This is a genomic window from Bosea sp. RAC05 (assembly GCF_001713455.1).
Lineage (GTDB): Bacteria > Pseudomonadota > Alphaproteobacteria > Rhizobiales > Beijerinckiaceae > Allobosea.
The window spans coordinates 15816-41240 of sequence record NZ_CP016464.1 but is presented as its reverse complement, the minus strand read 5'-3'; the positions used below and the strand labels follow the sequence as shown (position 1 = coordinate 41240).

Annotated in this window: 27 protein-coding genes; 18 read left to right on the top strand and 9 right to left on the bottom strand. The window is 68.2% G+C overall.

What is annotated here, in order from left to right:
- Positions 1–246 precede the first annotated feature (246 nt).
- From BSY19_RS03720 to BSY19_RS03690, 8 genes are all read left to right on the top strand, one after another.
- Positions 247–1866 carry an OpgD/OpgG family glucan biosynthesis protein gene (locus tag BSY19_RS03720; RefSeq protein ID WP_069052974.1) on the top strand — a complete coding sequence of 540 codons (1620 nt, stop codon included), beginning with the start codon at positions 247–249 and terminating at the stop codon, positions 1864–1866.
- Between the two features lie 87 nt (positions 1867–1953).
- On the top strand, positions 1954–2103 hold the full coding sequence (locus tag BSY19_RS27880) for a hypothetical protein (protein ID WP_171905081.1): 150 nt from the start codon (positions 1954–1956) through the stop codon (positions 2101–2103).
- Positions 2104–2120: 17 nt separating this feature from the next.
- Positions 2121–2855 carry a zinc ABC transporter ATP-binding protein AztA gene (gene aztA / locus BSY19_RS03715; RefSeq protein ID WP_069052973.1) on the top strand — a complete coding sequence of 245 codons (735 nt, stop codon included), beginning with the start codon at positions 2121–2123 and terminating at the stop codon, positions 2853–2855.
- Between the two features lie 169 nt (positions 2856–3024).
- A complete protein-coding gene (locus tag BSY19_RS03710; RefSeq protein ID WP_069052972.1) occupies positions 3025–3900 on the top strand; it encodes a metal ABC transporter permease in 876 nt (291 codons plus the stop codon).
- A gap of 37 nt (positions 3901–3937) precedes the next feature.
- Positions 3938–4885 (top strand): metal ABC transporter substrate-binding protein, encoded by a 948-nt coding sequence (locus tag BSY19_RS03705; RefSeq protein ID WP_150129484.1) that lies wholly within the window; start codon positions 3938–3940, stop codon positions 4883–4885.
- A 196-nt stretch (positions 4886–5081) separates the two neighbouring features.
- Complete coding sequence (locus tag BSY19_RS03700) at positions 5082–6044, top strand: CobW family GTP-binding protein (protein WP_069052971.1); 963 nt, start codon at positions 5082–5084, stop codon at positions 6042–6044.
- Positions 6045–6170: 126 nt separating this feature from the next.
- Positions 6171–7181 (top strand): WD40 repeat domain-containing protein, encoded by a 1011-nt coding sequence (locus BSY19_RS03695; protein ID WP_069052970.1) that lies wholly within the window; start codon positions 6171–6173, stop codon positions 7179–7181.
- 9 nt (positions 7182–7190) lie between these two features.
- The gene (locus BSY19_RS03690) at positions 7191–7487 is read left to right on the top strand and encodes a hypothetical protein (protein ID WP_069052969.1); all 297 of its coding nucleotides are present in this window, start codon (positions 7191–7193) and stop codon (positions 7485–7487) included.
- 68 nt (positions 7488–7555) lie between these two features.
- On the opposite strand, the gene BSY19_RS03685 is transcribed toward BSY19_RS03690, so the two are convergent.
- A complete protein-coding gene (locus BSY19_RS03685) occupies positions 7556–7777 on the bottom strand; it encodes a hypothetical protein (RefSeq protein WP_069052968.1) in 222 nt (73 codons plus the stop codon).
- 180 nt (positions 7778–7957) lie between these two features.
- Here BSY19_RS03685 and BSY19_RS03680 point away from each other — a divergent pair, with 180 nt between their 5' ends.
- Entirely contained in the window at positions 7958–9139 is a 1182-nt protein-coding gene (locus tag BSY19_RS03680; RefSeq protein ID WP_069052967.1) for a winged helix-turn-helix domain-containing protein, read from the top strand.
- 3 nt (positions 9140–9142) lie between these two features.
- Here BSY19_RS03680 and BSY19_RS27425 read toward each other — a convergent pair whose 3' ends face one another.
- Positions 9143–9433 carry a hypothetical protein gene (locus BSY19_RS27425; RefSeq protein WP_150129483.1) on the bottom strand — a complete coding sequence of 97 codons (291 nt, stop codon included), beginning with the start codon at positions 9431–9433 and terminating at the stop codon, positions 9143–9145.
- Here BSY19_RS27425 and BSY19_RS28265 point away from each other — a divergent pair.
- Entirely contained in the window at positions 9428–10024 is a 597-nt protein-coding gene (locus tag BSY19_RS28265; RefSeq protein WP_236840461.1) for a DUF930 domain-containing protein, read from the top strand. The two genes, BSY19_RS27425 and BSY19_RS28265, sit on opposite strands and share 6 nt — an antisense overlap.
- A 7-nt stretch (positions 10025–10031) precedes the next feature.
- Here BSY19_RS28265 and mutT read toward each other — a convergent pair whose 3' ends face one another.
- The 4 genes from mutT to argJ all read right to left on the bottom strand — a co-directional run bounded on the left by mutT (position 10032) and on the right by argJ (position 13213).
- Positions 10032–10436, bottom strand: coding sequence for an 8-oxo-dGTP diphosphatase MutT (mutT, locus tag BSY19_RS03670; RefSeq protein ID WP_069052966.1), 405 nt, complete (start codon positions 10434–10436; stop codon positions 10032–10034).
- A gap of 11 nt (positions 10437–10447) precedes the next feature.
- Complete coding sequence (locus BSY19_RS03665) at positions 10448–10954, bottom strand: peptidase associated/transthyretin-like domain-containing protein (RefSeq protein WP_069052965.1); 507 nt, start codon at positions 10952–10954, stop codon at positions 10448–10450.
- A 13-nt stretch (positions 10955–10967) separates the two neighbouring features.
- Positions 10968–11873, bottom strand: coding sequence for a DMT family transporter (locus BSY19_RS03660; protein WP_171905080.1), 906 nt, complete (start codon positions 11871–11873; stop codon positions 10968–10970).
- A gap of 89 nt (positions 11874–11962) precedes the next feature.
- Positions 11963–13213, bottom strand: a complete 1251-nt coding sequence (gene argJ, locus BSY19_RS03655) for a bifunctional glutamate N-acetyltransferase/amino-acid acetyltransferase ArgJ (RefSeq protein WP_069052963.1) — start codon at positions 13211–13213, stop codon at positions 11963–11965.
- Positions 13214–13335: 122 nt separating this feature from the next.
- Between argJ and BSY19_RS03650 the strand changes: the two genes are divergently transcribed.
- Positions 13336–13590 carry a type II toxin-antitoxin system RelE family toxin gene (locus BSY19_RS03650; RefSeq protein ID WP_069052962.1) on the top strand — a complete coding sequence of 85 codons (255 nt, stop codon included), beginning with the start codon at positions 13336–13338 and terminating at the stop codon, positions 13588–13590.
- Positions 13591–13602: 12 nt separating this feature from the next.
- Positions 13603–13974, top strand: coding sequence for a helix-turn-helix domain-containing protein (locus tag BSY19_RS03645; protein ID WP_069052961.1), 372 nt, complete (start codon positions 13603–13605; stop codon positions 13972–13974).
- An 87-nt stretch (positions 13975–14061) separates the two neighbouring features.
- Here BSY19_RS03645 and BSY19_RS03640 read toward each other — a convergent pair whose 3' ends face one another.
- Entirely contained in the window at positions 14062–14898 is an 837-nt protein-coding gene (locus tag BSY19_RS03640) for a peptidylprolyl isomerase (RefSeq protein ID WP_069052960.1), read from the bottom strand.
- 358 nt (positions 14899–15256) lie between these two features.
- Between BSY19_RS03640 and secA the strand changes: the two genes are divergently transcribed.
- The 6 genes from secA to BSY19_RS03610 all read left to right on the top strand — a co-directional run bounded on the left by secA (position 15257) and on the right by BSY19_RS03610 (position 23050).
- Positions 15257–18028: a preprotein translocase subunit SecA gene (gene secA, locus BSY19_RS03635; RefSeq protein ID WP_069052959.1), complete on the top strand. Its 2772-nt coding sequence runs from the start codon at positions 15257–15259 to the stop codon at positions 18026–18028.
- A gap of 357 nt (positions 18029–18385) precedes the next feature.
- Positions 18386–19459, top strand: a complete 1074-nt coding sequence (locus BSY19_RS03630) for a MaoC family dehydratase (RefSeq protein WP_069052958.1) — start codon at positions 18386–18388, stop codon at positions 19457–19459.
- 154 nt (positions 19460–19613) lie between these two features.
- Entirely contained in the window at positions 19614–20009 is a 396-nt protein-coding gene (gene sdhC / locus BSY19_RS03625; protein WP_069052957.1) for a succinate dehydrogenase, cytochrome b556 subunit, read from the top strand.
- 11 nt (positions 20010–20020) lie between these two features.
- Positions 20021–20413 (top strand): succinate dehydrogenase, hydrophobic membrane anchor protein, encoded by a 393-nt coding sequence (sdhD, locus tag BSY19_RS03620; RefSeq protein ID WP_069052956.1) that lies wholly within the window; start codon positions 20021–20023, stop codon positions 20411–20413.
- Between the two features lie 4 nt (positions 20414–20417).
- Positions 20418–22250 carry a succinate dehydrogenase flavoprotein subunit gene (gene sdhA, locus BSY19_RS03615; RefSeq protein WP_069052955.1) on the top strand — a complete coding sequence of 611 codons (1833 nt, stop codon included), beginning with the start codon at positions 20418–20420 and terminating at the stop codon, positions 22248–22250.
- A 14-nt stretch (positions 22251–22264) separates the two neighbouring features.
- On the top strand, positions 22265–23050 hold the full coding sequence (locus tag BSY19_RS03610; RefSeq protein ID WP_069052954.1) for a succinate dehydrogenase iron-sulfur subunit: 786 nt from the start codon (positions 22265–22267) through the stop codon (positions 23048–23050).
- Positions 23051–23335: 285 nt separating this feature from the next.
- Here BSY19_RS03610 and BSY19_RS03605 read toward each other — a convergent pair whose 3' ends face one another.
- Positions 23336–24577, bottom strand: coding sequence for an NAD(P)/FAD-dependent oxidoreductase (locus BSY19_RS03605; protein WP_236840460.1), 1242 nt, complete (start codon positions 24575–24577; stop codon positions 23336–23338).
- Entirely contained in the window at positions 24574–25350 is a 777-nt protein-coding gene (locus BSY19_RS03600) for a glutamine amidotransferase (RefSeq protein WP_083247865.1), read from the bottom strand. Before BSY19_RS03600 ends, BSY19_RS03605 begins: the two co-directional genes overlap by 4 nt.
- Positions 25351–25425 lie beyond the last annotated feature (75 nt).

Here is a 25425-nt window from a genome sequence, read left to right as displayed (position 1 = left end):
TCCTCCCAATCGATTGCCGGCCTGATGCCGGTCTCGTCCTGTTGTAGATCAGGCCACCGCCAAATTGAAAGGCGCGGAGCCACCAACATGGCCCCACGCCATGAGCAGACGATGTTTTCGCCATGATTGGCCGGCATTCGCGAGGGGGCACCGGCCCGGTTGCCCTTGCGGCCGGGACGAGCTAGCCCCAAGTCGAGCGACCGAAACTCCAGCGTCCGTCCCTCCAGCCAAACGAGCCCGCTTGCCATGGCCTCCAGCGCCCGTCCGCCCCGTCCCGACCGACGCCTGCTTCTCGCCGGCGCCACTGCGACCGCCGCGCTCGCCGCACTGGGCTTCCCGTCCGAGGCGCTGGCGCAGCAGGGGCTGCGGCTGGGCGAGGCGGAGAGCTTCGCCTTCGACGCGCTGAAGCAGCGGGCCCGCGAGATGGCGTCGCGCCCCTATCAGGCGCCGCCGAGCCCGCGCCCCGACGTGCTCGAGCGGATCGACTACGACGCCCATGGCAAGATCAGGTTCAAGCCGGAGATGGCGCTCTGGGCGGACGGTCCCTCGCCCTGGCCGGTGACCTTCTTCCATCTCGGCCGCTACTTCCAGAAGCCGGTCCGGATGCATGTCGTCGAGGGCGGCCGCGCCCGCGAGATCGTCTATGACGAGAGCTATTTCGAGATGCCCGCGGATTCGCCAGCGCGCGAATTGCCGCGCGGGGCGGGCTTCGCCGGCTTCCGCTTCCAGGAGAGCCGCACCGGGCATCCCGGCCGCAAGGGCGAGAAGCTGGAGTGGCAGAAGAACGACTGGGTCGCTTTTCTTGGGGCCTCCTATTTCCGCGCCATCGGCGAGCTCTACCAGTACGGCCTCTCGGCACGCGGCCTCGCCATCGACCCCGCCGTGGCCGGCAAGGCCGAGGAGTTCCCGGACTTCACCCATATCTGGCTGGAGACGCCGCAGCCGGGCGCCGAATATGTCGTCGTCTACGCGCTGCTGTCGGGCCCGAGCGTGGCGGGCGCCTATCGCTTCCGGATGCATCGCGGCAAGGGCGTGACGATGGAGATCGAGACCGAGATCCATCTGCGCCGGGATGTCGAGCGGCTCGGCATCGCGCCGCTGACCTCGATGTACTGGTACTCCGAGAAGGCCAAGGCCACGGCCGTCGACTGGCGCCCCGAGGTGCATGACTCCGACGGCCTCGCGCTCTGGACGGGTGCGGGCGAGCGGGCGCTGCGCCCGCTCAACAATCCGCCGCGCACGATGGCGTCGTCCTTCATGGACGAGAATCCGCGCGGCTTCGGGCTGGTGCAGCGCGACCGCGAGATCGGGCATTATCTCGACGGCGTCTTCTACGAGCGCCGTCCGAGCCTCTGGGTCGAGACGCAAGGGAACTGGGGCAAGGGCGCGGTCCAGCTCATCGAGATCCCGACCGACGACGAGATCCACGACAACATCGTCGCGATGTGGGTGCCGGCCGGCCCCGCCCGCGCGGGGGCGACCTATGCGCTGCGCTACAAGCTGCACTGGCTTGCCGACGAGCCCTTCCAGAGCGATCTCGGCCGCGTCGTCGCCACGCGGCTGGGCAATGGCGGCCAGCCCGGTACGACCCGGCCCAAGGGCGTGCGCAAGTTCATGGTCGAGTTCAAGGGGCCGGCGCTGGAGACCATCCCCTTCGGCGTCAAGCCCGAGGTCGTGCTCTCGGCCTCGCGCGGCAGCTATTCCTACATCTTCGCCGAAGCGGTGCCCAACGACGTGCCGGGCCATTGGCGCGCCCAGTTCGACCTCACGGTGGACGGGACCGACCCGGTCGAGATGCGCTGCTTCCTGAAGGCGGGCGACAAGGTGCTGACCGAGACCTGGCTGTATCAGTATCTGCCGTTCTGAGGCGGCAGCCGCTGAGCCCGCTCCCGCGATCGGCCGGGCCGACGACCATCCTTGCCTCTGCCGCGCCGTAACATTATATCATCCCATATGGCTGATCGGCACGCCCATCCTGTTTCCCACGCCGTCCCGCAGGCTCCGGGCTGGTCGCTGCTGCGCCTCTCCGCGCTGGGGCGCATGGGCCTGGCGGCCGGTGTCGTCGTGCTGCTCTGGATCGCGACCTTCGCGGTGATCGCGTGACGCTGGGAACCGCCGCCATGTCCGCCATCCGCCTGACCGATCTGACGCTGGGCTATGACCGGCACCCGGCCGTGCATCATCTCTCGGGCGAGATCGCCACGGGCAGCCTGACGGCCATCGTCGGCCCCAACGGCGCCGGCAAGTCGACCCTGCTCAAGGGCATCGCCGGGGCGCTGTCGCCGCTGGACGGCGACATTGCGCTGGCCCGCGGCCGGCGTCTCGCCTATCTGCCGCAGCAGGCGGAGCTCGACCGGTCCTTCCCGATCCATGTCTATGATCTCGTGGCGATGGGTCTGTGGAACCGCGCCGGCATCTTCGGGCGCATCGGGGGCGGGGCCGCCGCCAAGATCGAGGCGGCGATCGCCGCCGTCGGGCTCGCCGGCTTCGAGCGCCGGCCGATCGGCGCGCTTTCCGGTGGCCAGATGCAGCGCGCGCTCTTCGCGCGGCTTTTGCTGCAGGACGCCGACATCATCCTGCTCGACGAGCCCTTCACCGCCATCGACGCCCGCACCACCGCTGATCTGCTGGCGCTGGTGCAGCGCTGGCATGGCGAAAGCCGGACCGTCGTCGCGGTCCTCCACGACATCGAGACGGTGCGCCGCGCCTTCCCGCAGACGCTGCTGCTGGCGCGCGAGAGCGTCGCCTGGGGCGCAACGGCCGATGTGCTGACCCCCGCCAACCTGCTGAAGGCGCGCCGGATGGTCGAGGCCTTCGACAGCCACGCGGCGCCGTGCGAGCGCGACGCGGCGTGATGCTGCCCAACCATTGATGTTCCCTCAGCCCTCATCCTGAGGAGCGCTCCACAGGAGGACGTCTCGAAGGATGCTCCAGTGTGTGCGGGAGCCTCCTGGACCATCCTTCGAGACGCCGCTTCGCGGCTCCTCAGGATGAGGGCTGAGAAGGCGGAAGAAGAAAAAGCCGATGCTCTACGACCTCTTCATCGGCCCCTTCGCCGAATTCGACTTCATGCGCCGGGCGCTGGTCGGCGTCGTCGCGCTGTCGGTGTCGGGCGGCGCGATCGGCGTGTTCCTGATGCTCAGGCGGATGAGCCTGACCGGCGACGCCATGGCCCATGCCATCCTGCCCGGTGCCGCGATCGGCTATCTCGTCGCCGGCTTCTCGCTGCCGGCGATGACGCTGGGCGGGCTCGCGGCCGGCTTTGCGGTGGCGCTCGCGGCGGGGGCCGTGGCGCGCGTCACGGTGATCAAGGAGGATGCCTCACTCGCCGCCTTCTACCTGATCTCGCTGGCGCTCGGCGTCACCATCGTCTCGCTGCGCGGCTCGGCGGTCGACCTGTTCCATGTCCTGTTCGGCAATGTGCTGGCGCTCGACGACGACGTGCTGATCCTGCTCTCGGGGGTGGCGACGGTCTCCCTGATGACCCTGGCGGCGCTCTATCGCCCGCTGGTGATGGAGTGCGTCGATCCGGGCTTCCTGCGCTCGGTCAGCCGCTCCGGCGGCCTCGTCCATCTCACCTTCCTCGGCCTCGTGGTGCTCAATCTGGTGGCCGGCTTCCATGCGCTGGGTACATTGCTGGCGGTCGGGCTGATGATGCTGCCCGCGGCGGCGGCCCGCTTCTGGACCGCCGACATCACCCGCCTGATCCTGCTCGCCAGCGGCTTCGGCATGGTCGCGGGCTATGCCGGGCTGGTGATGTCCTATTCGGCGGGCAGCAATCTGCCGGCGGGGCCGGCGATCATCCTGGCGGCGGGCGCGCTCTATCTCGGCTCGCTCCTGCTCGGCACGCAGGGCGGCCTCGCCCGTCGGCTCTTGCCGCGTCGCCATCTTCGGGCGTAGTGATGTTATAGTGTTGCATCACTCTCTGGAGGCTATCATGCCGAACCGTCGCGCCCTTCTCGGCGCCCTCGCCGCCGGGCTGATCCTCGCCCATGCGCCGATGGCCGCCACCGCACAGGAGAAACTGCCCGTCGTCGCGAGCTTCTCGATTCTCGGCGACTTCGTGAAGGAGGTCGGCGGCGATCGCATCGCGCTGACCACGCTCGTCGGCGCCAATGGCGACGCCCATGTCTATTCGCCGACGCCGGCCGATGCGAAGGCGATGGCCGGGGCCAGGCTCGTCGTCGTCAACGGGCTGAAATTCGAGGGCTGGATCACCCGGCTGATCAAGTCGTCCGGCACCAAGGCGACGATCGCGACCGCGACCACCGGCATCACGCCGTTGCAGAACGAAGCGGACGATCACGACCACGGCAAGAAGGACAAGCACGGCCACAACCATGCCGGCCAGGACGATCCGCACGCCTGGCAGAGCGTCGCCAACGCCAGGATCTACGTCGCCAACATCCGCGATGCCCTGGTGAAGGCCGATCCGGCGGGCCAGGCGAGCTACGAGGCCAATGCGACGCGCTACCTCGCCCAGCTCGATGCGGTCGAGGCCGAGGTCAAGGCGGCGATCGCGCGCATTCCGGCCGATCGCCGCAAGGCGATCACCTCGCACGACGCCTTCGGCTATTTCGTCAAGGCTTACGGCATCGAGTTCATCGCGCCGCAGGGCGTCTCGACCGAAGCCGAGGCCTCGGCCAAGGATGTCGGCCGCATCATCCGGCAGATCAAGGCGGAGAAGATTCCCGCCGTCTTCCTCGAGAACGTCACCAATCCGCGCCTGGTCGAGCGGATTGCCAAGGAGAGCGGCGCCAAGGTTGGTGGCCAGATCTTCTCCGACGCGCTGTCGGACGCCGCCGGTCCGGCCGGGACTTACATCGCGATGATGAAACACAATATAAGCCAGATCGAAAAGGCGCTCGCCGCCGGCCCGGCCTGACCGTCGGCCCTCACATTCCAGCCCTCATCCTGAGGAGCCGCGGAGCGGCGTCTCGAAGGATGGTCGAGAGCGCGCTGGGAGTATCCTTCGAGACGAAGCCTTGCGGCTTCTCCTCAGGATGAGGGCTGGAGGTGTCTCAAGCCGGGGCGCGACGAGCGCTCCGGCACCGCCGTTTGAAGAACCAAGGGTCACACCCATGTCCGAGAAAATTCCCGTCACGGTGCTCACCGGCTATCTGGGCGCCGGCAAGACCACGCTTCTGAACCGCATCCTCACCGAGGACCACGGCAAGAAGTTCGCCGTCATCGTCAACGAGTTCGGCGAGGCCGGCATCGATGGCGACCTCGTCGTCGGCGCCGACGAGGAGGTCTTCGAGATGAACAACGGCTGCATCTGCTGCACCGTTCGCGGCGACCTGATCCGCATTCTCGACGGGCTGATGAAGCGCAAGGGCAAGTTCGACGCGATCATCGTCGAGACGACCGGCCTGGCCGATCCCGCCCCCGTCGCGCAGACCTTCTTCGTCGACCAGGATGTCGGCGACGCCACCAAGCTCGACGCGGTGATCACCGTGACCGACGCGAAATGGCTCAAGGACCGGCTCAAGGACGCGCCGGAGGCCAAGAACCAGATCGCCTTCGCCGACGTCATCGTCCTCAACAAGGTCGACCTGGTGACGGCGGAGGAACTCGCCTCGGTCGAGGCGGCGATCCGCGCCATCAACCCCTATGCCAAGCTTCACCGGACCGAGCGCTGCGCCCTGCCGATCGACCAGCTGCTCGACCGCAACGCCTTCGACCTCGACCGCATCCTCGACATCGAGCCGGATTTCCTCGAATCCGGCCATCACCACCATCATTCGGACGAGGTCCGCTCGATGTCCTTCACCATCCCCGGCGATGTCGATCCCGAGAAGTTCATGCCCTGGATCAACGATGTCAGCCAGGCGCAGGGGCCCAATATCCTGCGCTCCAAGGGCATCCTCGCCTTCAAGGGCGAGCCGCGCCGCTTCGTCTTCCAGGGCGTCCACATGATCCTGGACGGCGACCTCCAGCGGGACTGGAAGGCAGGCGAAACGCGCTCCTCGCGCCTCGTCATCATCGGGCGCGACCTGAACGAGAACGAGCTGCGCCAGGGCTTCGAGGCCTGCGCGGCGTGAGCCCTCCACGTCATGCTCGGGCTTGACCCGAGCATCTCCCGCCAAAGATTCTCGGGGTCCCGCTCCGCTGCGCCCGAGAATGACGGTGCGGTTCCCATGACAAACAGGCTGCGCTAGACCCCGCCCATGAACACGACCACCGCCCCCGTCTCGCTGCGCGAGCATGTCGTTCCCGTCGAGGCCGGGGCGCATGTCGTCGGTGCCCACTGGCTCAAATCGACGCTGGCCCTCGCGCTCGCCGACGGGCGGGTGCTGCGCTGGGCCGATGGGGTCCTCGACTCGGCCGAGGTCCATACCGGCGGCATCCTCTGCACCTGCAGCGATGGCGAGCGCCTGATCACCGGCGGCGATGACGGGCGTGTGGTCGCCACCGTCGCCGACGGCACCTCCACCGAGATCGCCCGCGACGAGAAGCGCCGCTGGGTTGATGCGGTGGCGCTTTCGGCCTCCGGCAGCATCGCCTGGAACACGGCCAAGACGGTCCATGCCCGCGACGACAAGGGCAAGATCCGCTCGCTCGATGTCGGCACGACGCCGCAGGGGCTGGTGTTCGCGCCCAAGGGTTTTCGTCTTGCGATCGGCCAGATGAACGGGGTGAGCCTCTGGTATCCGGCGACGGAGACCAAGCCCGAATTCCTCGAATGGAAGGGCGCCCATCTCGACGTCGTCTGGTCGCCGGACGGGCGCTTCGTCGTCTCCTCGATGCCGGAGAACGCGCTGCATGGCTGGCGGCTGGGCGAGAAGCCGAGCCATATGCGGATGACCGGCTATCCGGCCAAGCCGCGCTCGCTGTCCTGGTCGCATGACGGGCTCTGGCTGGCCTCGAGCGGGGCGGATGCCGCGATCGTCTGGCCCTTCCAGGGCGAAGGCCCGCAGGGCAAGGCGCCGCGCGAATGCGGCGCCCGCCACGCCAAGGTCACCCGCGTCGCCTTCCATCCCAAGGCGCTGGTGCTTGCGGTCGGCTATGACGATGGCTGCATCCTGATGATCCGCCTGACCGACGCCTCCGAACTGCTGGTGCGCCCGGCGCTGCGCGGCAGCGGCATCACCGCCTTCGCCTGGGACAAGGGCGGCAAGCGGCTGGCCTTCGGCACGGAAGACGGCGCCGCCGGCGTGCTGACCCTGCCGGCGGCCTAGGGCTTGCCCATGCGCTTCGGTCTCTTCGGCAAGGGCGGGCCCGACAAGAGCGAAGCGGCGGCACAGGCCAACCGCGTCAAAGAGCTGCTGCGCGAGATCGCCGGCCTCCCGGAGGAGGCTGCGATCGCCGTCAACGAGATCCTTTGCGCCGATCCCGCCTGTCCCGGCACCGAGACGGTGATCCTGCTGATGAACCCCGGCGAGAAGACGAAAGCCTTCAAGCTGGCCATGGCGATGGCGGAGGTGACGCCGGAGGCGCTGCGGGAGGCGTTGTCGGGAGAAGGGTCGCCGCAGGCTTCAGCCTGACAGCGCCGCGTTGGTCATCCCGGGTCTCCGCTTCGCTGCGTCCGGGATGACGGCGCAGATTGCTGGTGTCACCCCCTCGCCACACGCCGCGTCCGCTCGATCGTTCCCTTTCGCAGATGGACCGCACGCGTCGCCTTGAAGCGGATCAGCCGCTGGGGTGCCGTCTGTTCGGCGAGACCATGGCGCATGGTGGAGGTCTGGCCGCGGCCAGGGTCCAGAGGGGCCTTCGCCAGCACCGTGCCGCCGGAAACCAGCGCGATCAGGGCCATGATGAGGGTCTTGCGGAACATGGCGGCATCCCGGGCGCCGGCGAACCCGCTTCGCCGATGGATGCAAGTGTTAGGGAGGCGGGCGCGCGGCCGCTGTTCCCGCCGTGACAGCCGCCGGGGCTGCGCGCCTGCTGACAGAAGGCTGGACGGTGCGGTCTAAACTCCGTCAGCATTCCCCGAACGCCTCAGCACAGGCCTGCCATGCCGCCCCGCCCGCCCAAGACGATCACCCTCTCGCGCCAGCAGGCGCGACGCCTCTGGCTGCGGGCGCAGCGGCTCGACACGCGCGAGCCCTTCGGTGCGGGGGCGCAGGCCACGAAGGCGGCGGTCGAGCATCTCGGCTATGTCCAGATCGACACGATCAACGTGATCGAGCGCTGCCACCACCACATCCTGTTCAGCCGCATCCCCGCCTATGAACGGGGCCATCTGGCGCAGGCGCAGTCCGCCGAGAAGAGCGTCTTCGAATACTGGACCCATGCGCTCTCCTATGTGCCGCTGCGCGACATCCGCTTCTTCCTCGGGGCGATGAAGGCGCATCGCGCCGAGCCGCGGCGCTGGTCGGCCGTCGGCGGGCGCGACGAGGCGCGCAAGCTGCTCGCCCGCATCCGCAGGGACGGGCCGCTGACCATCCGCGACATCGACAGCGACGTGCTGGTCGAGAAGGCCCATCTCTGGGCGAGCAAGAAGCCCTCCAAGGGGCTGCTGGAACGCGCCTTCTACGATGGCGACCTGGTGATTTCGGCCCGCGCCGGCATGCTCAAGACCTATGAGCTGACCGACCGGCATTTCGGCTGGGACAAGCGCCCGACTCCGGCCTCGGAACGGCAGGTCACGGCCTACAGGCTCGACCGGGCGTTGCGGGCGCAAGGCGTCGTCAGCCTCGATTCGATCTGCCATCTCGATGCGCCCGCCAAGGCGGCGGTGGCGGAGCTGATCGAGGCCCGCGTGAAACGCCGCGAATTGCTGCCGGTGACGGTTGAGGACTCGACCGTGCCGCACTGGATGCTGCGCGAGGGGTCGGACGCTGCGGCGCCGCAGGCCGACCTCGTCCACATCCTCTCGCCCTTCGACCCGCTGGTCATCCAGCGCAAGCGGCTGAAGCTGGTCTTCGGCTATGCCCACGCGTTTGAGGCCTATCTGCCGAAGGATAAGCGCCTCTTCGGCTATTTCGGCCTGCCGGTGCTGATCGGCGACACGGTCGTGGCGGTGCTCGACCTGAAGACCGATCGCCAGGCGGGGCGGCTGCTGATCCAGCAATGGAGCTGGCTGGAGGGGCAGGAGAGCCCGGAGCGCCAGGCGCTGATCGAGGCGGAGCTGGAGCGGTTCGAGCGCTTTCAGCTCGCCAAGGACGTGGCCGTCCCAGCGCCCGACGATGCCTGACCGTCATTGCGAGCGCAGCGAAGCAATCCAGGGGCCGTCGAGCGAACCCGTCTGGATTGCTTCGCTGCGCTCGCAATGACGGAGGAGCCATCGCTCAGGCTCACCCGCCGCAAAATCGTCGATTTCTGCAGTGCCTTTCGCCTGGCCGAACGGCAAGCGCAACGGAGCCGTCCGGTGACGTCCCATGATCTCGCGATGGCGATCGCCCTCGCCTTGCCGGTGCGGTGAATGCGAGCGGTGGGCGTACGCACTGGGACGTCCCGTCCCGCCCTGGCCGGCGCTGCCCTGTTGCATCTCCTGCTCCTGGCGGCACTCGGATCGCTGTCGATCCGGCCGTTGCTCGAGGTGGCGCCTCAGGCCGAGACCCGCGTCGACGTCGAACTGCTGACGCAAGGCGCGTTCGAGGCGATGACGCAGCCCCGGCCGATCGAGGCGCCACCGGGCGGGCCGCCCGACCAGCCGCAGAGCGCCAAGGCCGCCCCGCCCGCCGAGCCGGGAGGCATGGTCAAGGCGAGCCGGATGATGGCGGCGGAGGCGCTCGCTCATCCCCTGAGTCGCCAAGCACGGGAGACGTTGCCGCTTCTGGCGGCCGACGAGCGCGCCGAGCAACTCTGCGGTCTGGAGGCGATGAGCCAGATCCATGCCTGGAAGAGCGATTTCGAGCCGGACCGGGTGACGGCCTATGCCAGAGGCGCAACGAAGCTGACAGGGCGCATCCTGATCGCCGAAAGCGCCGCGTTCCGCAGCAAGCGTCGGTGGTATGATCTGAACTTCCGCTGCGAATTCAGCGCCGATCAGGCGGCCATCGTCGCCTTCGCGTTTCGCGTCGGCGATCCCGTGCCGAGGAGCCAATGGGCGAAGCTCGGCCTGCCCGAACGGTACTGAGCCGCGCTCATGCCCCCAGCAGATCGATCAGATGCGGGATCAGCGGCTCGTCGGCGGGCGGCATGGCGAGCTCCCGCAGCTTGGCCGGACGGACCCATTTCAGCGCCTGCGCCTCGCGCGAGGCGACCGTCCCCTCCCAGCGGCGGCAGATATAGAGCGGCATCAGGAGGTGGAACTCGGGATAGGCGAAGCTGGCGAAGGTCAGCGGCGCCAGGCACTCCTCCTTGACCGTGATGCCCAGCTCCTCGGACAGCTCGCGGATCAGCGCCGGCTCGGGCCGCTCTCCCGCCTCCAGCTTGCCGCCCGGAAACTCCCACAGCCCCGCCAGTGCCTTGCCCTGCGGCCGCTGTGCCACCAGCACGCGGTTGTCGGAATCGATCAGGGCGCAGGCGACGACGAGAAGAAGCTTCACGGGTGCAGGACTCAGTAGCCGGAGAGGATGACGTGCAGGGGTTGCGTCTCCTTACCCGTCACGGTGACGCTGTCATAGACCGAGCCGCCCTCACGCGTCAGCGCATCCTCGTCGCCCCAGATCACCTGGGTGGTGATGAAGTAGTCGCCCGGCGCGACCTTCTCGAAGACGAAGCGCCCGTTCGACTCCGCCTTGGTGGTGCGGGTGTAGTCGGCATAGGCGGGGTCGGGATTGTCGTCGCGGGGATAGTCGCGATGCGGCACGTATTTGCGCGCGCCGTAGAAATTGGCGAAGCGCTCGCGGGCGAAGGCCGTGGCCGGCACGAGTCGGACCAGTTGCCCGGCCGCGTTCACGACGACACCGCTCGGCTTGGTGCGGAAGGCATGGCCGGTGATCGTGGTCGTGCCGGTCTTCCTGATGAAAGCCGCTTCCTCGACGGAGAAGGCGACGGTCGCCGGCTTGCGCTCGACGCAGGCCGAGAGCGCCAAGGCGAGAATGATCCCCAGCCCCATCCTCATGCCGCTCGCCCTCTCAAGCAGACTTGGCCGCACGCTGCGACGTCGTCACCAGGAAGACGCCGCCGAGGATGATGCAACCTCCGACGATTTGTCGCAACTCTAGGTTTTCCTTCAGCACGACGATGCCCAGAACCGTCGCGACGGTCGGCACGAGATAGCCGGTCATGGCGGCGCGCGTCGGCCCGGCGGCGCGGATCAGCCGCATGAAAACCGCCATCGGGATCGCGGTGGCGAGCAGGCCGAGCGCCAGCATGGCCGGGACGTGGTCCGCCATCGGCGCAAAGGCGGTGGGGCCGGCGAAGACCAGTGTCAGGGCGAGCGCGACGAGGCCCGACACCACCTGCTGGCCGAGCGCGAGCCGCGCAGGGTCGCCGGCCGAGGCGGGAATGGCGCGGGCATAGAGATTGCCGATGCTGTAGCCGAGCATGACGCCGACCATGGCCAGCACGCCGAGCGCCGTGCCGCCGCCCTCGACCAGGCGCGGACCGATCAGCAGCGCGACGCCGGCCATGCCGAGCCCGATGCCGACCAGCCGCCGCGGCCCCATCCGCTCCTCCGCGAACAGGAAATGCGCGAACACCGCCGTCACGAGCGGCCCGCCGGCCTGGATCATCGCGGCCGGGCCGCTGGCGAGTTGCACCAGCGCATAGGCGACGAGGACGTTCGGCACCCAGCCATTGGTCGTGCCGAGCACGAGCCAGTGCCGGATCTCGTCGCGCCGCGGGATCGGGCTCTGGCCGAGCCAGGCGACATAGGCCGCCAGCGCCGCCGCCCCGATCAGCCCGCGCCCCGCGGCGAGCGCGAGCGGCGAGATCGCGCCGCCCGTCAGCTTGATGAACAGGAAGCTCGAGCCCCAGAAGCAGGAGCAGACCAGCAGGTGCCCGAGAACGAAGGCGCGGCTGGGGTTGGGGCGGGCCATCTCCGTCATTGCGAGCGCAGCGAAGCAATCCAGAGGGATTGCGCAGACGCCTGGATTGCTTCGCTGCGCTCGCAATGACGGTGAGTCATCTAGGACCGGTAGTCGCCGTTGATCTCGACATAGGCCTTGGTCAGGTCGCAGGTCCAGACCGTGGCCTTGCCGCGGCCGAGGCCCAGATCGGCGGTGATGACGATGTGCTCGCCCTTCATATAGGCGGAGACGGCGGCCTCGTCATAGGACGGCGCCCGCGCGCCCTGCTGCGCCACCATGATGTCGCCGAAGGAGATGTCGAGCCGGTCGCGGTCGGCGGGCTCGCCGGCCTTGCCGACGGCCATGACGACGCGGCCCCAATTGGCGTCCTCGCCGGCAATGGCGGTCTTGACCAGCGGCGAATTGGCGATCGAAAGCGCGACGCGCTTGGCCGAGCGCGAGGAGGCCGCGCCCGCGACGCGGACCTCGACGAATTTGCGCGCACCCTCGCCGTCCTTGCAGACGAGATGGGCGAGTTCGAGCAGCAGCGAATTCAGCGCGCGCTTGAAGCCCGAGAGCCGGGCGTCGCCGACCTCGGTGATCGCCGGCACGCCGCGCGCCGCCGCCTTGCCCGTCGCGAACAGCATCAGCGTGTCCGAGGTCGAGGTGTCGCTGTCGACGGTGACGGCGTTGAAGGAGCCCTTCACGCCCTTGGAGAGCAGCGCCTGCAGCACGGGCGCGGCGATCGGCGCATCGGTGAAGACGAAGGAGAGCATCGTCGCCATGTCGGGCGCGATCATGCCGGCGCCCTTGGCGATGCCGGCGAGCACGACCTCATGGCCGTCGATCTTGGCCTTGCGCGAGAGCGCCTTGGGGAAGGTGTCGGTCGTCATGATCGCCCGGGCGGCGTCGATCCAGGGACCGTCCGCCACGCGCTTGGCGCAAGCCTCGAGCACGCCCTCGAACTTGCTCGCGTCGAGCGGCTCGCCGATGACGCCGGTCGAGGCGATGAAGACCTCCTGCGGCTTGCAGCCCGCGGCCTTAGCCGCGATCTTCGCGGTCAGCGCGACGGAATCGCGGCCCTTGAGCCCGGTGAAGGCATTGGCATTGCCGGAATTGACGACGACGGCTCGCGCCGAGCCCTGCTTCAGATTCTCGCGGCACCAGTCGACCGGCGCGGAGGGGCATTTCGAACGGGTGAAGACGCCGGCGACCTGCGTGCCCTCGTCGAGCAAGGCGAGCCAGACATCGGTGCGGCCCTTGTACTTGATGCCGGCCTCGGCGGTGGCGAAGCGCACGCCGGGAACCGGCGGAACCTTGGGCTGGCGCTTGGGCGCGAGCGGGGAAACGGGAACATCCTTGCCGGCCATGATGGCGTCTCCTGTGCGGGAGGCCCGTGTGCCGCAGGGGCGGCGCGAAGGCAAGGTGGGCCTCATCGTCGGATCGCTATGAGCGCCCTCGACGTCGCATTGCATTATGCTATATTCGCTTCGTGAAGGTGGCGATCTACAGCAGGGACGCGCTGAAAACCCTGCGGGGCCTGCCGACGAATGTCGCCAATCGCATCCGCGGCAAGGTCGAGCAGTATGTCGCCGACCCCGCCTCGCAGGCCAACAACGTCAAGGCCTTGCAGGGCGAAAAGGGCTATCTGAGGCTCCGCGTCGGAGACTGGCGGGTGATCTTCCGCGAGGATGGCTCGGTGGTGCTGATCGTCCGCGTCGCGCCGCGCGGGTCCGCCTATGATTGAGAGGAGCCTGCCATGAAGGAGCGACTGGAGCTGACGATCGACGGCGAGGACTTCGTCGCACTGTCGCGGGAGGCCTATGACCGCCTGGTCGAGGCAGCCGAGGATGCGGCCGACTCCGCGGCCATCGCCCGCTTCGAGCAGCGTCTCGCCGCGAGTGAAGAAGAGTTCATCCCCTCCGCTATGGTCGATCGCATTCTCGCGGGCGAGAACCTCGTGCGGGTCTGGCGCGAGCATCGCGGGCTGACCGTCAGCGCGCTGGCGGAGATGGCGGGCATCGCCCAGCCCTATCTCTCGCAGATCGAGACGGGAAAACGCGAGGGAACGCTCCAGACGATGAAGAAGATCGCCGGGGCGCTGCGCGTGAAGCTCGACGATCTGGTCTGATCGGGCGGGCCGCGCATGAAAAAGGCCCGCGAACCGGCGCGGGCCTCAGTGTTCTCGCGTGACGGCGTCGTGACGCCGAAGCGGGCCTCAGGGCTTCTTCGGCTCCGCCGGAGCCGGGGCGGCCGGCTGGTCGAGACGCTCGACCTTGGCCTTGTCGCGCAGGCCGACGATGATGTCCTGCTGGGCCTTGCGCTCGAGATACTGGTCGATCTGCGGCTTCACCATCGCGAAATCGGGCAGCGGCTTGCTGCGCTTGTCCTCGACCTTGATGACGTGCCAGCCGAACTGGCTCTTCACGGGGTCGGACACCTGGCCCTTGTTCAGCTTGAAGGCGGCGTCGGCGAATTCCGGGACCATGCGGTCCTTGGTGAACCAGCCGAGCGAGCCGCCCTCCTTGCCGGAGCCCGGATCCTTGGAGAGCTCGGCGGCGACCTTGGCGAAGTCCTCGCCCTTCTTCAGGCGCTCGGCGACGGCCTTGGCCTGGGCCTCGTCCTCGACGAGAATGTGACGGGCGTTGACCTCTTCCTCCGGCGCCATCGCCTTTGTGGTCTCGTCATAGAGCTTGCGGGCGGCTTCCGGCGTCGCGGCCTTCTTGCCCTCGGCGGTCAGATACTGGTCGAGCAGCACCTTCTCGCGGAAATAGGCGAGGCGGGCGGCGAAGTCGGGGCCTTCGGCCGTCTTGGCCGCGATCGCCGCACGGGCGCCGAGCTTGAGATCGACGAGATAGTTGATCACCTCGTCGCGCTTGCGCTCGTCGGGGAGCTGCGCCAGGCGCTCGCCCAGATCCTCGGTCGCCAGCCCGATCTCGCGCTCGGTGATGGCGATCCCGTCCACCTTGGCGACGATCTTGTCCGCCTGCGCGAAGACCGGCGACGCGACGAGCACCAGGCCGAGCGAAACCATGCCGAGACGAGACAACTTCATGGGACGTGCCTTCTTGCAGAACCGAGCGAACCGAGCGTTCGCGGGTGCACTGCCAGTTGAACGCGGCAAAGGCAAGGCACGAAAACCCGTGCGGGCGCCGCTTCACGAAGCTTTGCTGACGCGCTCCCGCCGCCGCCGGGGCCCGGACTTGGAAGATCCCGCCGCCGATCCTACATCCGGGCGGTCCGCGCGGGTTCGTACCGCGCTGCGCGCCGCAGGTGCGCGGCGCTGCAAGGCAATGCTGGACCCCGCCTTCGCGCGCGTCTAAACACGCCGTCGCATTGAGAATTCCGGATCCGGCTGGACGCGGCGCGCAAGGGCAGCGCGGCGCCGGACCCACACCACCGAAAGGCCCAACATGCTTGGCGCGCTCGCAAAGAAACTCTTCGGCTCGTCGAACGACCGGCGCGTCAAGGGCTATGGCCCCCGCGTGGCCGCGATCAATGCGCTGGAGAAGGAGGTCTCGGCTCTCAGCGACGAGGCGCTCCAGGCCCGGACCGCCGCCTTCCGCGAGCAGCTCGCCAAGGGTGCCAAGCTCGACGACCTCTTGGTTCCGGCCTTCGCGACGGTGCGCGAGGCGGCGAGGCGCGTGCTCGGCCAGCGGCCCTATGACGTACAGCTCATCGGCGGCATCGTGCTGCACGAGGGCGCCATCGCCGAGATGAAGACCGGCGAAGGCAAGACCCTGGTCGCCACGCTGCCGACCTATCTCAACGCGCTCGCCGGCAACGGCGTCCATGTCGTCACGGTCAACGACTATCTCGCCCGCCGCGACGCGGAGTGGATGGCGAAGCTCTACAACTTCCTCGGCCTCAGCGTCGGCATCATCGTCCACGGCATCGACGACGAAGAGCGCCAGCGCGCCTATGCCTGCGACATCACCTACGGCACGAACAACGAGTTCGGCTTCGATTACCTGCGCGACAACATGAAGTACGAAGTCGGGCAGATGTCGCAGCGCGGCCACCACTTCGCGATCGTCGACGAGGTCGACTCGATCCTGGTCGACGAGGCCCGCACGCCGCTGATCATCTCCGGCCCGCTCGACGACAAGTCGGATCTCTACCTCTCGATCGACAAGGTGCTGCCCGGTCTGGTGAAGGGCGATTACGAGGTCGACGAGAAGCAGCGCGCCGTCTCGCTGACGGAAGCCGGCAACGAGCATATGGAGGAGCTGCTGCGCGAGGCGGGGCTGCTCAAGGAGGGCGACCTCTACGACGCCCAGAACGTCACGCTGGTCCACCACGTCAACCAGGCGCTGCGCGCCCACACCCTGTTCACGCGCGACAAGGACTACATCGTTCGCGGCGACGAGGTCGTCATCATCGACGAGTTTACCGGCCGCATGATGCCCGGCCGGCGCTATTCGGAAGGCCTGCACCAGGCGCTCGAGGCCAAGGAGCGCGTCACCGTCCAGCCCGAGAACGCGACGCTGGCCTCGATCACCTTCCAGAATTATTTCCGGCTCTATTCCAAGCTCGCCGGCATGACCGGCACGGCCGCGACCGAGGCCGACGAGTTCTTCCAGATCTACAAGCTCGAGGTCGTCGAGATCCCGACCAACGTCCCCGTCGCCCGCAAGGACGAGGACGACGAGGTCTACCGCACCTTCGAGGAGAAGGTCCGCGGCGTGATCCGCGAGATCAAGGCGGCGCAGGAGGCCGGCCAGCCGCTGCTCGTCGGCACCACCTCGATCGAGCGCTCCGAGCTGATCGCCGAGATGCTGGAGAAGGACGGCTTCAAGCTGATCGACTTCACCGACCCCAAGGCGCTGGAGCCGATCTACGAGGCCGCCCGCCAGGGCAAGCCCTCGCGCGCCTTCGCCGTGCTGAACGCCCGCTTCCACGAGCAGGAGGCCTATATCGTCGCCCAGGCCGGCGTGCCCGGCGCGATCACCATCGCCACCAACATGGCCGGCCGCGGCACCGACATCCAGCTCGGCGGCAATGCCGAGATGCGGATCAACCATGATCTCGCCGGCATGGAAGAGGGGCCCGAGCGCGAGGCGCAGGCCACCCGCATCCGCGCCGAAGTGGCGGACTTCAAGCAGCGCGTGCTCAAGGCCGGCGGGCTCTACATCGTCGGCACCGAGCGCCATGAGAGCCGCCGCATCGACAACCAGCTGCGCGGCCGCGCCGGCCGCCAGGGCGATCCCGGCCGTTCCAAGTTCTTCCTGTCGCTGCAGGACGACCTGATGCGGATCTTCGGCTCCGACCGCATGGACGGCATGCTGACCAAGCTCGGCCTCAAGGAGGACGAGGCGATCGTCCATCCCTGGATCAACAAGGCGGTCGAGAAGGCGCAAGGAAAGGTCGAGGCGCGCAACTTCGACATCCGCAAGAACATCCTGAAGTACGACGACGTCATGAACGACCAGCGCAAGGTCGTGTTCGAGCAGCGCCGCGACTTCATGCGCCAGGCCAGCGTGCGCGAGACCATCGACGACATGCGCCAGGGCGTCGCCGACGAGCTGGTGACGCGCCATATCCCCGAGGAGGCCTATCCCGAGCAGTGGGATACCGCCGCGCTCAAGGAGGGCGTGCTGCAGTTCCTCAATCTCGACCTGCCGATCGAGGAATGGGCCAAGGAAGAGGGCATCGCCGACGCCGAGCTGCGCGAGCGCATCCGCAAGCTCGCCGACGAGGACTATGCGGCGCGCATCGAGCGCAACACCGAAGAGGTGATGGTCTATGTCGAGAAGCAGGTGCTGCTGCAGACGCTCGACACGCTCTGGCGCGAGCACCTGGTCACGCTCGACCATTTGCGCCAGGTCATCGGCTGGCGCGGCTATGCCCAGCGCGATCCGCTGAACGAGTACAAGCAGGAGGCCTTCGAGCTGTTCGACGGCCTGATCGGCCGGCTGCGCGAGCAGGTCACCGGCAACCTGATGCGCATCGAGGTGCGCTTCGAGCAGCCCGAGGAGGCCGCCCCGCCGGCGCAGGACGCGCTGCCCCCGCCCTTCGGCGGCTATGGCTCCGGTGGCATGCAGTTCGCCGCGGTCGAGGCCGATGCCGAGGTGCTGGAGCGCAACCCGGCCGATCCCTCGAGCTGGGGCAAGGTCGGCCGCAACGAGGCCTGCCCCTGCGGCTCGGGCAAGAAGTACAAGCACTGCCACGGGCAGTACATCTGAGGCGCACAGTGCCTCTGCCGTCATCCCGGGGCGGACCGCAGGCCGGAGTCAGGGGTTTCGCTCAGCCCTCATCCTGAGGAGCGGGCGAAGCCCGCGCCACGAAGGATGCTCCAGATGGTTCGCGAGCCTCCTGAAGCATCCTTCGAGACGCCGCTGACGCGGCTGCTCAGGATGAGGGCTGGAGGCCTCCAGCCCGCACTCCAGCATCTTCTGCTGCTCCCTTGTTCATGGGTTCCGGGCTCTTCGCTTCGCGAAGCCCCGGCCTAACGTGGGTGCCTCGCCCTTCGTCGCATTCGCCGGGGCTGGACGAGGCCGCCTGTTGCGGCGCACAATCGCGCGCAGCCAGCGAGCGGACCCATGCCCGGATCGACACAGCATCCCGTCCCGAAGACGAGCGCCGGGCGCTTCTTCGAGGATTTCCACCTCGGCGACGTGATCGTCCATGCAACGCCGCGCACGGTCACGGCCGGCGACGTCTCGCTCTACACGGCGCTCTACGGCCCGCGCTTCGCCGTGCAGTCCTCGGACGCCTTCGCCCAGGCGATCGGCTACGAGACCGCACCGGTCGACGACCTCCTCGTCTTCCACATCGTCTTCGGCAAGACGGTGCCGGACGTCTCGATCAATGCGGTGGCCAATCTCGGCTATGCTGATGGCCGCTTCCTGAAGCCCGTCTTCCCCGGCGACACGCTCTCGACCACCTCGGAGGTGATCGGCCTCAAGCAGACCTCCGCCGGTGATGCCGGCATCGTCTATGTCCGCTCGATCGGCCGCAACCAACATGGTGAGATCGTGCTGAGCTATGCGCGCTGGGTGCTGGTGCGCAAGCGAAAGCCCGGAACGCCGGCTCATGCCGAGCAGGTGCCGGAACTGCCCAAGGCGGTGCTGCCGGAGGAGCTCGGCGAGGGCTGCCCGCCCATCGATCTGTCAGCCTATGACGACGCGCTCGCCGGCAGCCCCTTCCGCTGGGGCGACTATGCGGCGGGCGAGCGCATCGACCATGTCGACGGCATGACGGTGGAAGAGGCCGAGCACCAGATCGCGACGCGCCTCTACCAGAACACCGCCAAGGTGCATTTCGACGGCCATGGCGCCCGCTCCACCCGCTTCGGCAAGCGCCTGATCTATGGCGGCCATGTCATCAGCCTCGCCCGGGCGCTCTCCTTCAACGGGCTCGGCAACGCCTTCCACATCGCCGCGATCAATGGCGGGCGCCATGTCGCGCCGCTCTTCGCCGGCGACACGGTCTTCGCCTGGAGCGAAGTGCTGGAAGTGGCCGCGCTGCCCGGGCGCGAGGATGTCGGCGCGCTGCGGCTGCGGCTGGTCGCGACCAAGAACCGGCCCTGCGCCGACCATCCGCTGAAGGCGGGCGAGGGCTACGACCCCGACGTGATTCTCGATCTCGACTACTGGGCCCTGCTGCCGCGTTAGCGATTCCGTAACCGCTGACAGATTCTGTATTCTGTCACCGCGCTGTCGTCATGCCGCATTGCAGCGGCGGGGTGGTTTCGGTAGAGAGCCAGACACTCTAGAATAATCCCAAATGGATAGGCCCGTCCCCGGGCGTTTCCCACGGAGAACGATCTTGGCCGAGATCAAACAGGCGGCGCGTCCGCTCTCGCCGCATCTGCAGATCTATCGCTGGTCCTGGACGATGGCGATGTCGATCGCGCATCGCGCCACCGGGGTTGCGCTCTACGCCGGCACCGTCCTGATCGCGGCCTGGCTCGTCGCCGCGGCCTCGGGCCCTGCCGCCTTCGACACGGCGCAGGCGATCGCCGGCTCCTGGTTCGGCCGCCTCGTCCTGTTCGGCTATTCCTTCGTGCTGCTGCACCACATGGCCGGCGGCCTGCGCCATTTCGTCTGGGACATGGGCAAGGGCTTCGACCCGCAGACCCGGATGAACCTGGCGAAGTACAGCGTCGTCTTCTCGGGCGGGCTGACGCTGCTCGTCTGGATCGTCGCCCTGGCCGTGCGTTGAGGAGAGAGACGATGCAATCCAACTCCTCGCTGCGCACCCCGCTCTCGCGCGTCCGCGGCCTCGGCTCGGCCAAGTCCGGCACCGGCCATTTCTGGCTGCAGCGCATGACGGCGGTGTCGAACCTCGTCCTGACGCTGATCTTCCTCGGCATCGTCATCGCGCTCGCCGGCAAGCCCTATCCGGCGGCGCTCGCCATTCTGTCGCACCCGCTGGTGGCGATCCTGATGCTGCTCTTCGTCGTATCCGGTTGCGTGCACATGCGCATCGGCATGCAGGTCATCATCGAGGACTATGTCCATGGTGAGGGCGCCAAGATCGCGGCCGTGATGGCCAATACCTTCTTCGCGATCGCTGTCGGCGCGGCCTGCGCCTATGCGGTGCTGAAGCTGTCCTTTGGAGGCTGATCCGATGGCGATCACCAAGTCCCGACAGGCCCCGGCCTATACCGGCCAGGCCTACCCGATTACCGACCACACCTTCGACGTCGTGGTGGTGGGCGCCGGCGGCGCCGGCCTGCGCGCCACCGTCGGCTGCTCGCAGGCCGGCCTGCGCACCGCCTGCATCTCGAAGGTGTTCCCGACCCGCTCGCACACCGTCGCGGCCCAGGGCGGCGTCGCCGCCTCGCTCGGCAACATGGGCAAGGACACCTGGCAGTGGCACATGTACGACACCGTCAAGGGGTCGGACTGGCTCGGCGACCAGGACGCGATCGAGTATCTCGTCCGCAACGCCCCGGCCGCCGTCTATGAGCTCGAGCATTGGGGCGTGCCCTTCTCGCGCACCGAGGACGGCAAGATCTACCAGCGCCCCTTCGGCGGCATGACCACCGAATATGGCGAGGGCCCGCCGGCCCAGCGCACCTGCGCCGCCGCCGACCGCACCGGGCACGCCATGCTGCACACGCTCTATGGCCAGGCGCTGCGCTACAACACCGAGTTTTTCATCGAGTATTTCGCCATCGACCTCATCATGGATGAGGACGGGCATTGCCGCGGCGTCGTCGCGCTGAAGATGGACGACGGCACGATCCACCGCTTCCGCTCGCAGCAGACGATCCTGGCGACCGGCGGCTATGGCCGCGCCTATTTCTCGGCGACCTCCGCCCATACCTGCACCGGCGACGGCGGCGGCATGGTGCTGCGCGCCGGCCTGCCGCTGCAGGACATGGAATTCGTGCAGTTCCACCCGACCGGCATCTACGGCGCCGGCTGCCTGATCACGGAAGGCGCCCGCGGCGAGGGCGGCTACCTGACCAATTCGGAAGGCGAGCGCTTCATGGAGCGCTATGCCCCGTCCGCCAAGGACCTCGCCTCGCGCGACGTCGTCTCGCGCTCGATGACGATGGAGATCCGCGGCGGCCGTGGCGTCGGCAAGAACAAGGACCACATCTACCTGCATCTCGACCATCTCGACCCGAAGATCCTGCACGAGCGCCTGCCCGGCATCTCCGAGAGCGCCAAGATCTTCGCCGGCGTCGACGTCACCCGCGAGCCGATCCCGGTGCTGCCGACGGTCCACTACAACATGGGCGGCATCCCGACGAACTTCCACGGCGAGGTGCTGACCAAGGTCGACGGCAACCCGGACACCGTGGTGCCCGGCCTGATGGCGATCGGCGAGGCGGCCTGCGTCTCCGTCCATGGCGCCAACCGCCTCGGCTCGAACTCGCTGATCGACCTCGTGGTCTTCGGCCGCGCGGCCGGACTGCGCTGCGCCGACACGGTGAGCGCCGGCGAGAAGCAGCCCGAACTGCCGAAGAACTCGGCCGATCTCGCGCTGTCGCGCCTCGACCGCTACCGCAATGCCTCGGGCGGCACGCCGACCGCCGATCTGCGCGGCCGGATGCAGCGCACGATGCAGGACAACTGCGCCGTCTACCGCACCGGCGAGACGCTGGAAGAGGGCCACAAGCTCATCCACGAGGTCTGGGCCGGCATCACCGACATCGGCACCAAGGACCGCTCGCTGATCTGGAACTCGGACCTGATCGAGACGCTGGAGTTCGACAACCTGATCACCCAGGCCGTCGTCACCATGGACTCGGCGCTGAACCGCCCCGAGAGCCGCGGCGCCCATGCCCGCGAGGACTATCCCAACCGCGACGACAAGGACTGGATGAAGCACACCCTGTCCTGGATCGACGACGAGAACCGCACCGTCACGCTCGACGACCGGCCGGTCCACACCTACACGCTCTCGAACGACATCGAGTACATCAAGCCCAAGGCGCGGGTGTACTGAGGACGATCTGACAGATGGCCGAATTCAAACTCCCGCAGAACTCCCGCCTCGTCGAGGGCAAGACCTGGCCGAAGCCGGCCGGGGCCGCGAAGCTGACCGAGTTCAAGGTCTATCGCTGGAGCCCCGACGACACCGCAAATCCGCGCACCGACACTTACTTCGTCGACCGCGAGGATTGCGGGCCGATGGTTCTCGACGCGCTGATCTGGATCAAGTCCAAGATCGACCCGACGCTGACCTTCCGCCGCTCCTGCCGCGAGGGCATCTGCGGCTCCTGCGCCATGAACATGGACGGCAAGAACGGTCTCGCCTGCACCACGGGCATCGACGAATGCGGCTCCAAGGGCCGCGTCGCGATCTACCCGCTGCCGCATATGCCGGTGATCAAGGACCTGGTGCCGGACCTGACCCAGTTCTACGCCCAGCACGCCTCGATCGAGCCCTGGCTGCAGACCACGACGCCGGCGCCCGAGAAGGAATGGAAGCAGGGCCGCGAGGACCGCGAGAAGCTCGACGGGCTCTATGAGTGCATCCTCTGCGCCTGCTGCACCACCTCCTGCCCGAGCTACTGGTGGAACGGCGACCGCTATCTCGGCCCGGCCGCCTTGCTGCAGGCCTATCGCTGGCTGATCGACTCGCGCGACGAGCAGACCGGCGAGCGCCTCGACAATCTCGAGGACCCGTTCCGGCTCTATCGCTGCCACACCATCATGAACTGCGCGAACGCCTGCCCCAAGGGTCTCAACCCGGCCAAGGCGATCGCGGAGGTCAAGAAGATGATGGTGGCGCGCCAGGTCTGAGGCGGCCTGCCCTTCCAGGACTTTCAGTCAAACGCCAGCCCTCGGGCTGGCGTTTTTCGTTGGTGCTATGAACGTCGATGAACGGGCACGGGGAACCCTTCTCCCGAGTGGGAGAAGGGCAGGGATGAGGGCCTGCCCTCTCAGACTCGTCCGCAGCGCTGCCGCAGCTCCTGAACTCGGTGCCCGCTGGACGGGCGGCGGTCCCTCACCCCTACCCCTCTCCCATCCGGGAGAGGGGTTCCCCGCGCACAATCTCTTATGTCGCCGGGATGTGACGAACGGCCATTAGCCGAGATAACGCCCCGGCCTGAACGGCGTCGGGTCGACCGGCGGCGTCTCGCCGCAGACCAGGGCGGCGACGATCTCGCCCGTGATCGGGCCGGTCGAGAAGCCGAGATGCTGGTTGCCGAAGGCGAGCCAGAGGCCGGGGTTGCGCGGGGCCTCGCCGATCATCGGCAGTGAATCCGGCAGGGTCGGCCGCGCGCCGCGCCAGGTGTCCCCGGCGAATTCGTCGAGCGGGAAGGCCTCGCGCGCGCTCATCGTGACCTGGTCGATCTGGCGGTGGTTGTCGGGTGCGTCGCGGTGGCTGAGATCGACGCCGCTGGTGACGCGGTAGCCCTCTTCCATCGGCGCCATGAAATAGGCGGCGTCGACGTCGTAGACCGGCCGCGACAGCCTGGCTCCAGGCTTCGCCCGCAAATGGCGGTGATAGCCGCGCTCGACGTCGAGCCTGGGGTCGAGGCCCAAAGGCGCCAGGAGATCCATGCTCCAGGGCCCGAGCGCGACGACGGCGATGTCGGCCTCGAAGCCGCCCTGCGCCGTCACCACCCGCCAGCCGGACGCGCAGCGCTCCAGCCGCTGGGCTTCCGCCCGCTCGATCCGCCCGCCGCGCTGCGCGAACAGCTCGGCATAGGCCTGCGTCACGGCGCCCGGCGAATCCACCGAGGCGTTCTCCAGGCAGAGCAGGCCGGCGTGGAAGATCGGGTTCAGCGCCGGTTCGACGCTCGAAATGCCCTGCCGGTCGAGCACCTGCGAGGTGATGCCATGCGCCTTCAGGAAGTCGTGCTCGGCCTGGGCCGCGGCATGGCCGGCCTCGCTGCGCCAGAGCTTGAGCGTGCCGGTCTCGCGCAGGCGATGGGTGACCCCGGCCTCCGCCATCAGCGCGCGATGGCGCTCGACCGTGCTGCTCGTCAGCGATTCCAGCGCGGCGATGCGCGCCGCCGCCTTGGAGGGGCGGGCCTCCCACAGGAAGCGCAGCAACCAGCCCGGTCGGGTGAGCGCCCGCGACCAGTCCAGGTTCAGCGCCGGATGGCGGTTGCCGAGATAGCTCCGGATCTTGCCGTAGAGGCCGGGATTGTTGAGCGGCACGATCGAGGAGCGGGCGAGCACGCCGGCATTGCCGTAGGAGGTTTCGCGGCCGGGCTCGCGGCGGTCGATCAGGGTCACCGCAAAGCCGCGCTTCTGGAGCGAGAGCGCGCAGGAGACGCCGACCATGCCGGCGCCGAGAACGAGGGCTGTGCGGGTCACGCTGGGTCCGTTTCTGCGGCGAGCCAATGGTCGAGAAAGCCGTCGAGCCAGCGGCGGATCGCCGGGTCGTGCTGGTACCAGCCCTCGAGATGCAGATGGCGCAGCTGGGCGCCCGGCATCAGCGTGCGCTCATGCCCGCGGACCGACCAGCGGCACATCATCGCCGGCGTCACCTCCGGATGGAACTGGATGCCATAGGCGCGCGGCCCCGAGCGGATGGCCTGGACCGGAAAATCGCCGCCGGTCGCCAGGCACTGGGCGCCGGGCGGGCAGTCGAAGCCCTCGCGGTGCCATTGATAGACGGTGGCGGGCCAGTCGAAGCCGGCCTCCGCCGCATGCTCGCGGCCGTGATCGGTGAGGTCGAGCCCGTAATAGCCGACCTCGGCCCGCCCCTCCGGATGGGTGTAGACCCGGCCGCCCAGCGTGCGGGCCAGCATCTGCGCGCCCAGGCAGATGCCGAGATAGGGCGCCTCTTCCTTCAGGCAGACATTGATCCAGTCGATCTCGGCTGTGACGAAATCGTCCGGATCATTGGCCGACATCGGCCCGCCGAAGATCACCGCGCCGGCATGGTCGCGCATCGTCTCCGGCAGCGGGTCGCCATAGCGCGGCTTGCGGATGTCGAGCGCATGACCGCGCGCCTGCAGCAGGCGGCCGACGCGGCCGGCCGTCGAATGCTCCTGATGCAGCACGATCAGCACCGGCTTGGGCGCGGGGCGGGCGCGGCGGCGGGCCGGGCGGGAGGAGCGCGCCGGCGGGGCGTGAGCGGTCATCGCGAAATCGGCGTCGGCCATCGGCGGTGAAAAAGCGGGCATGAGCGGCGTACCAATGCCGCCTCGACTGTGTGG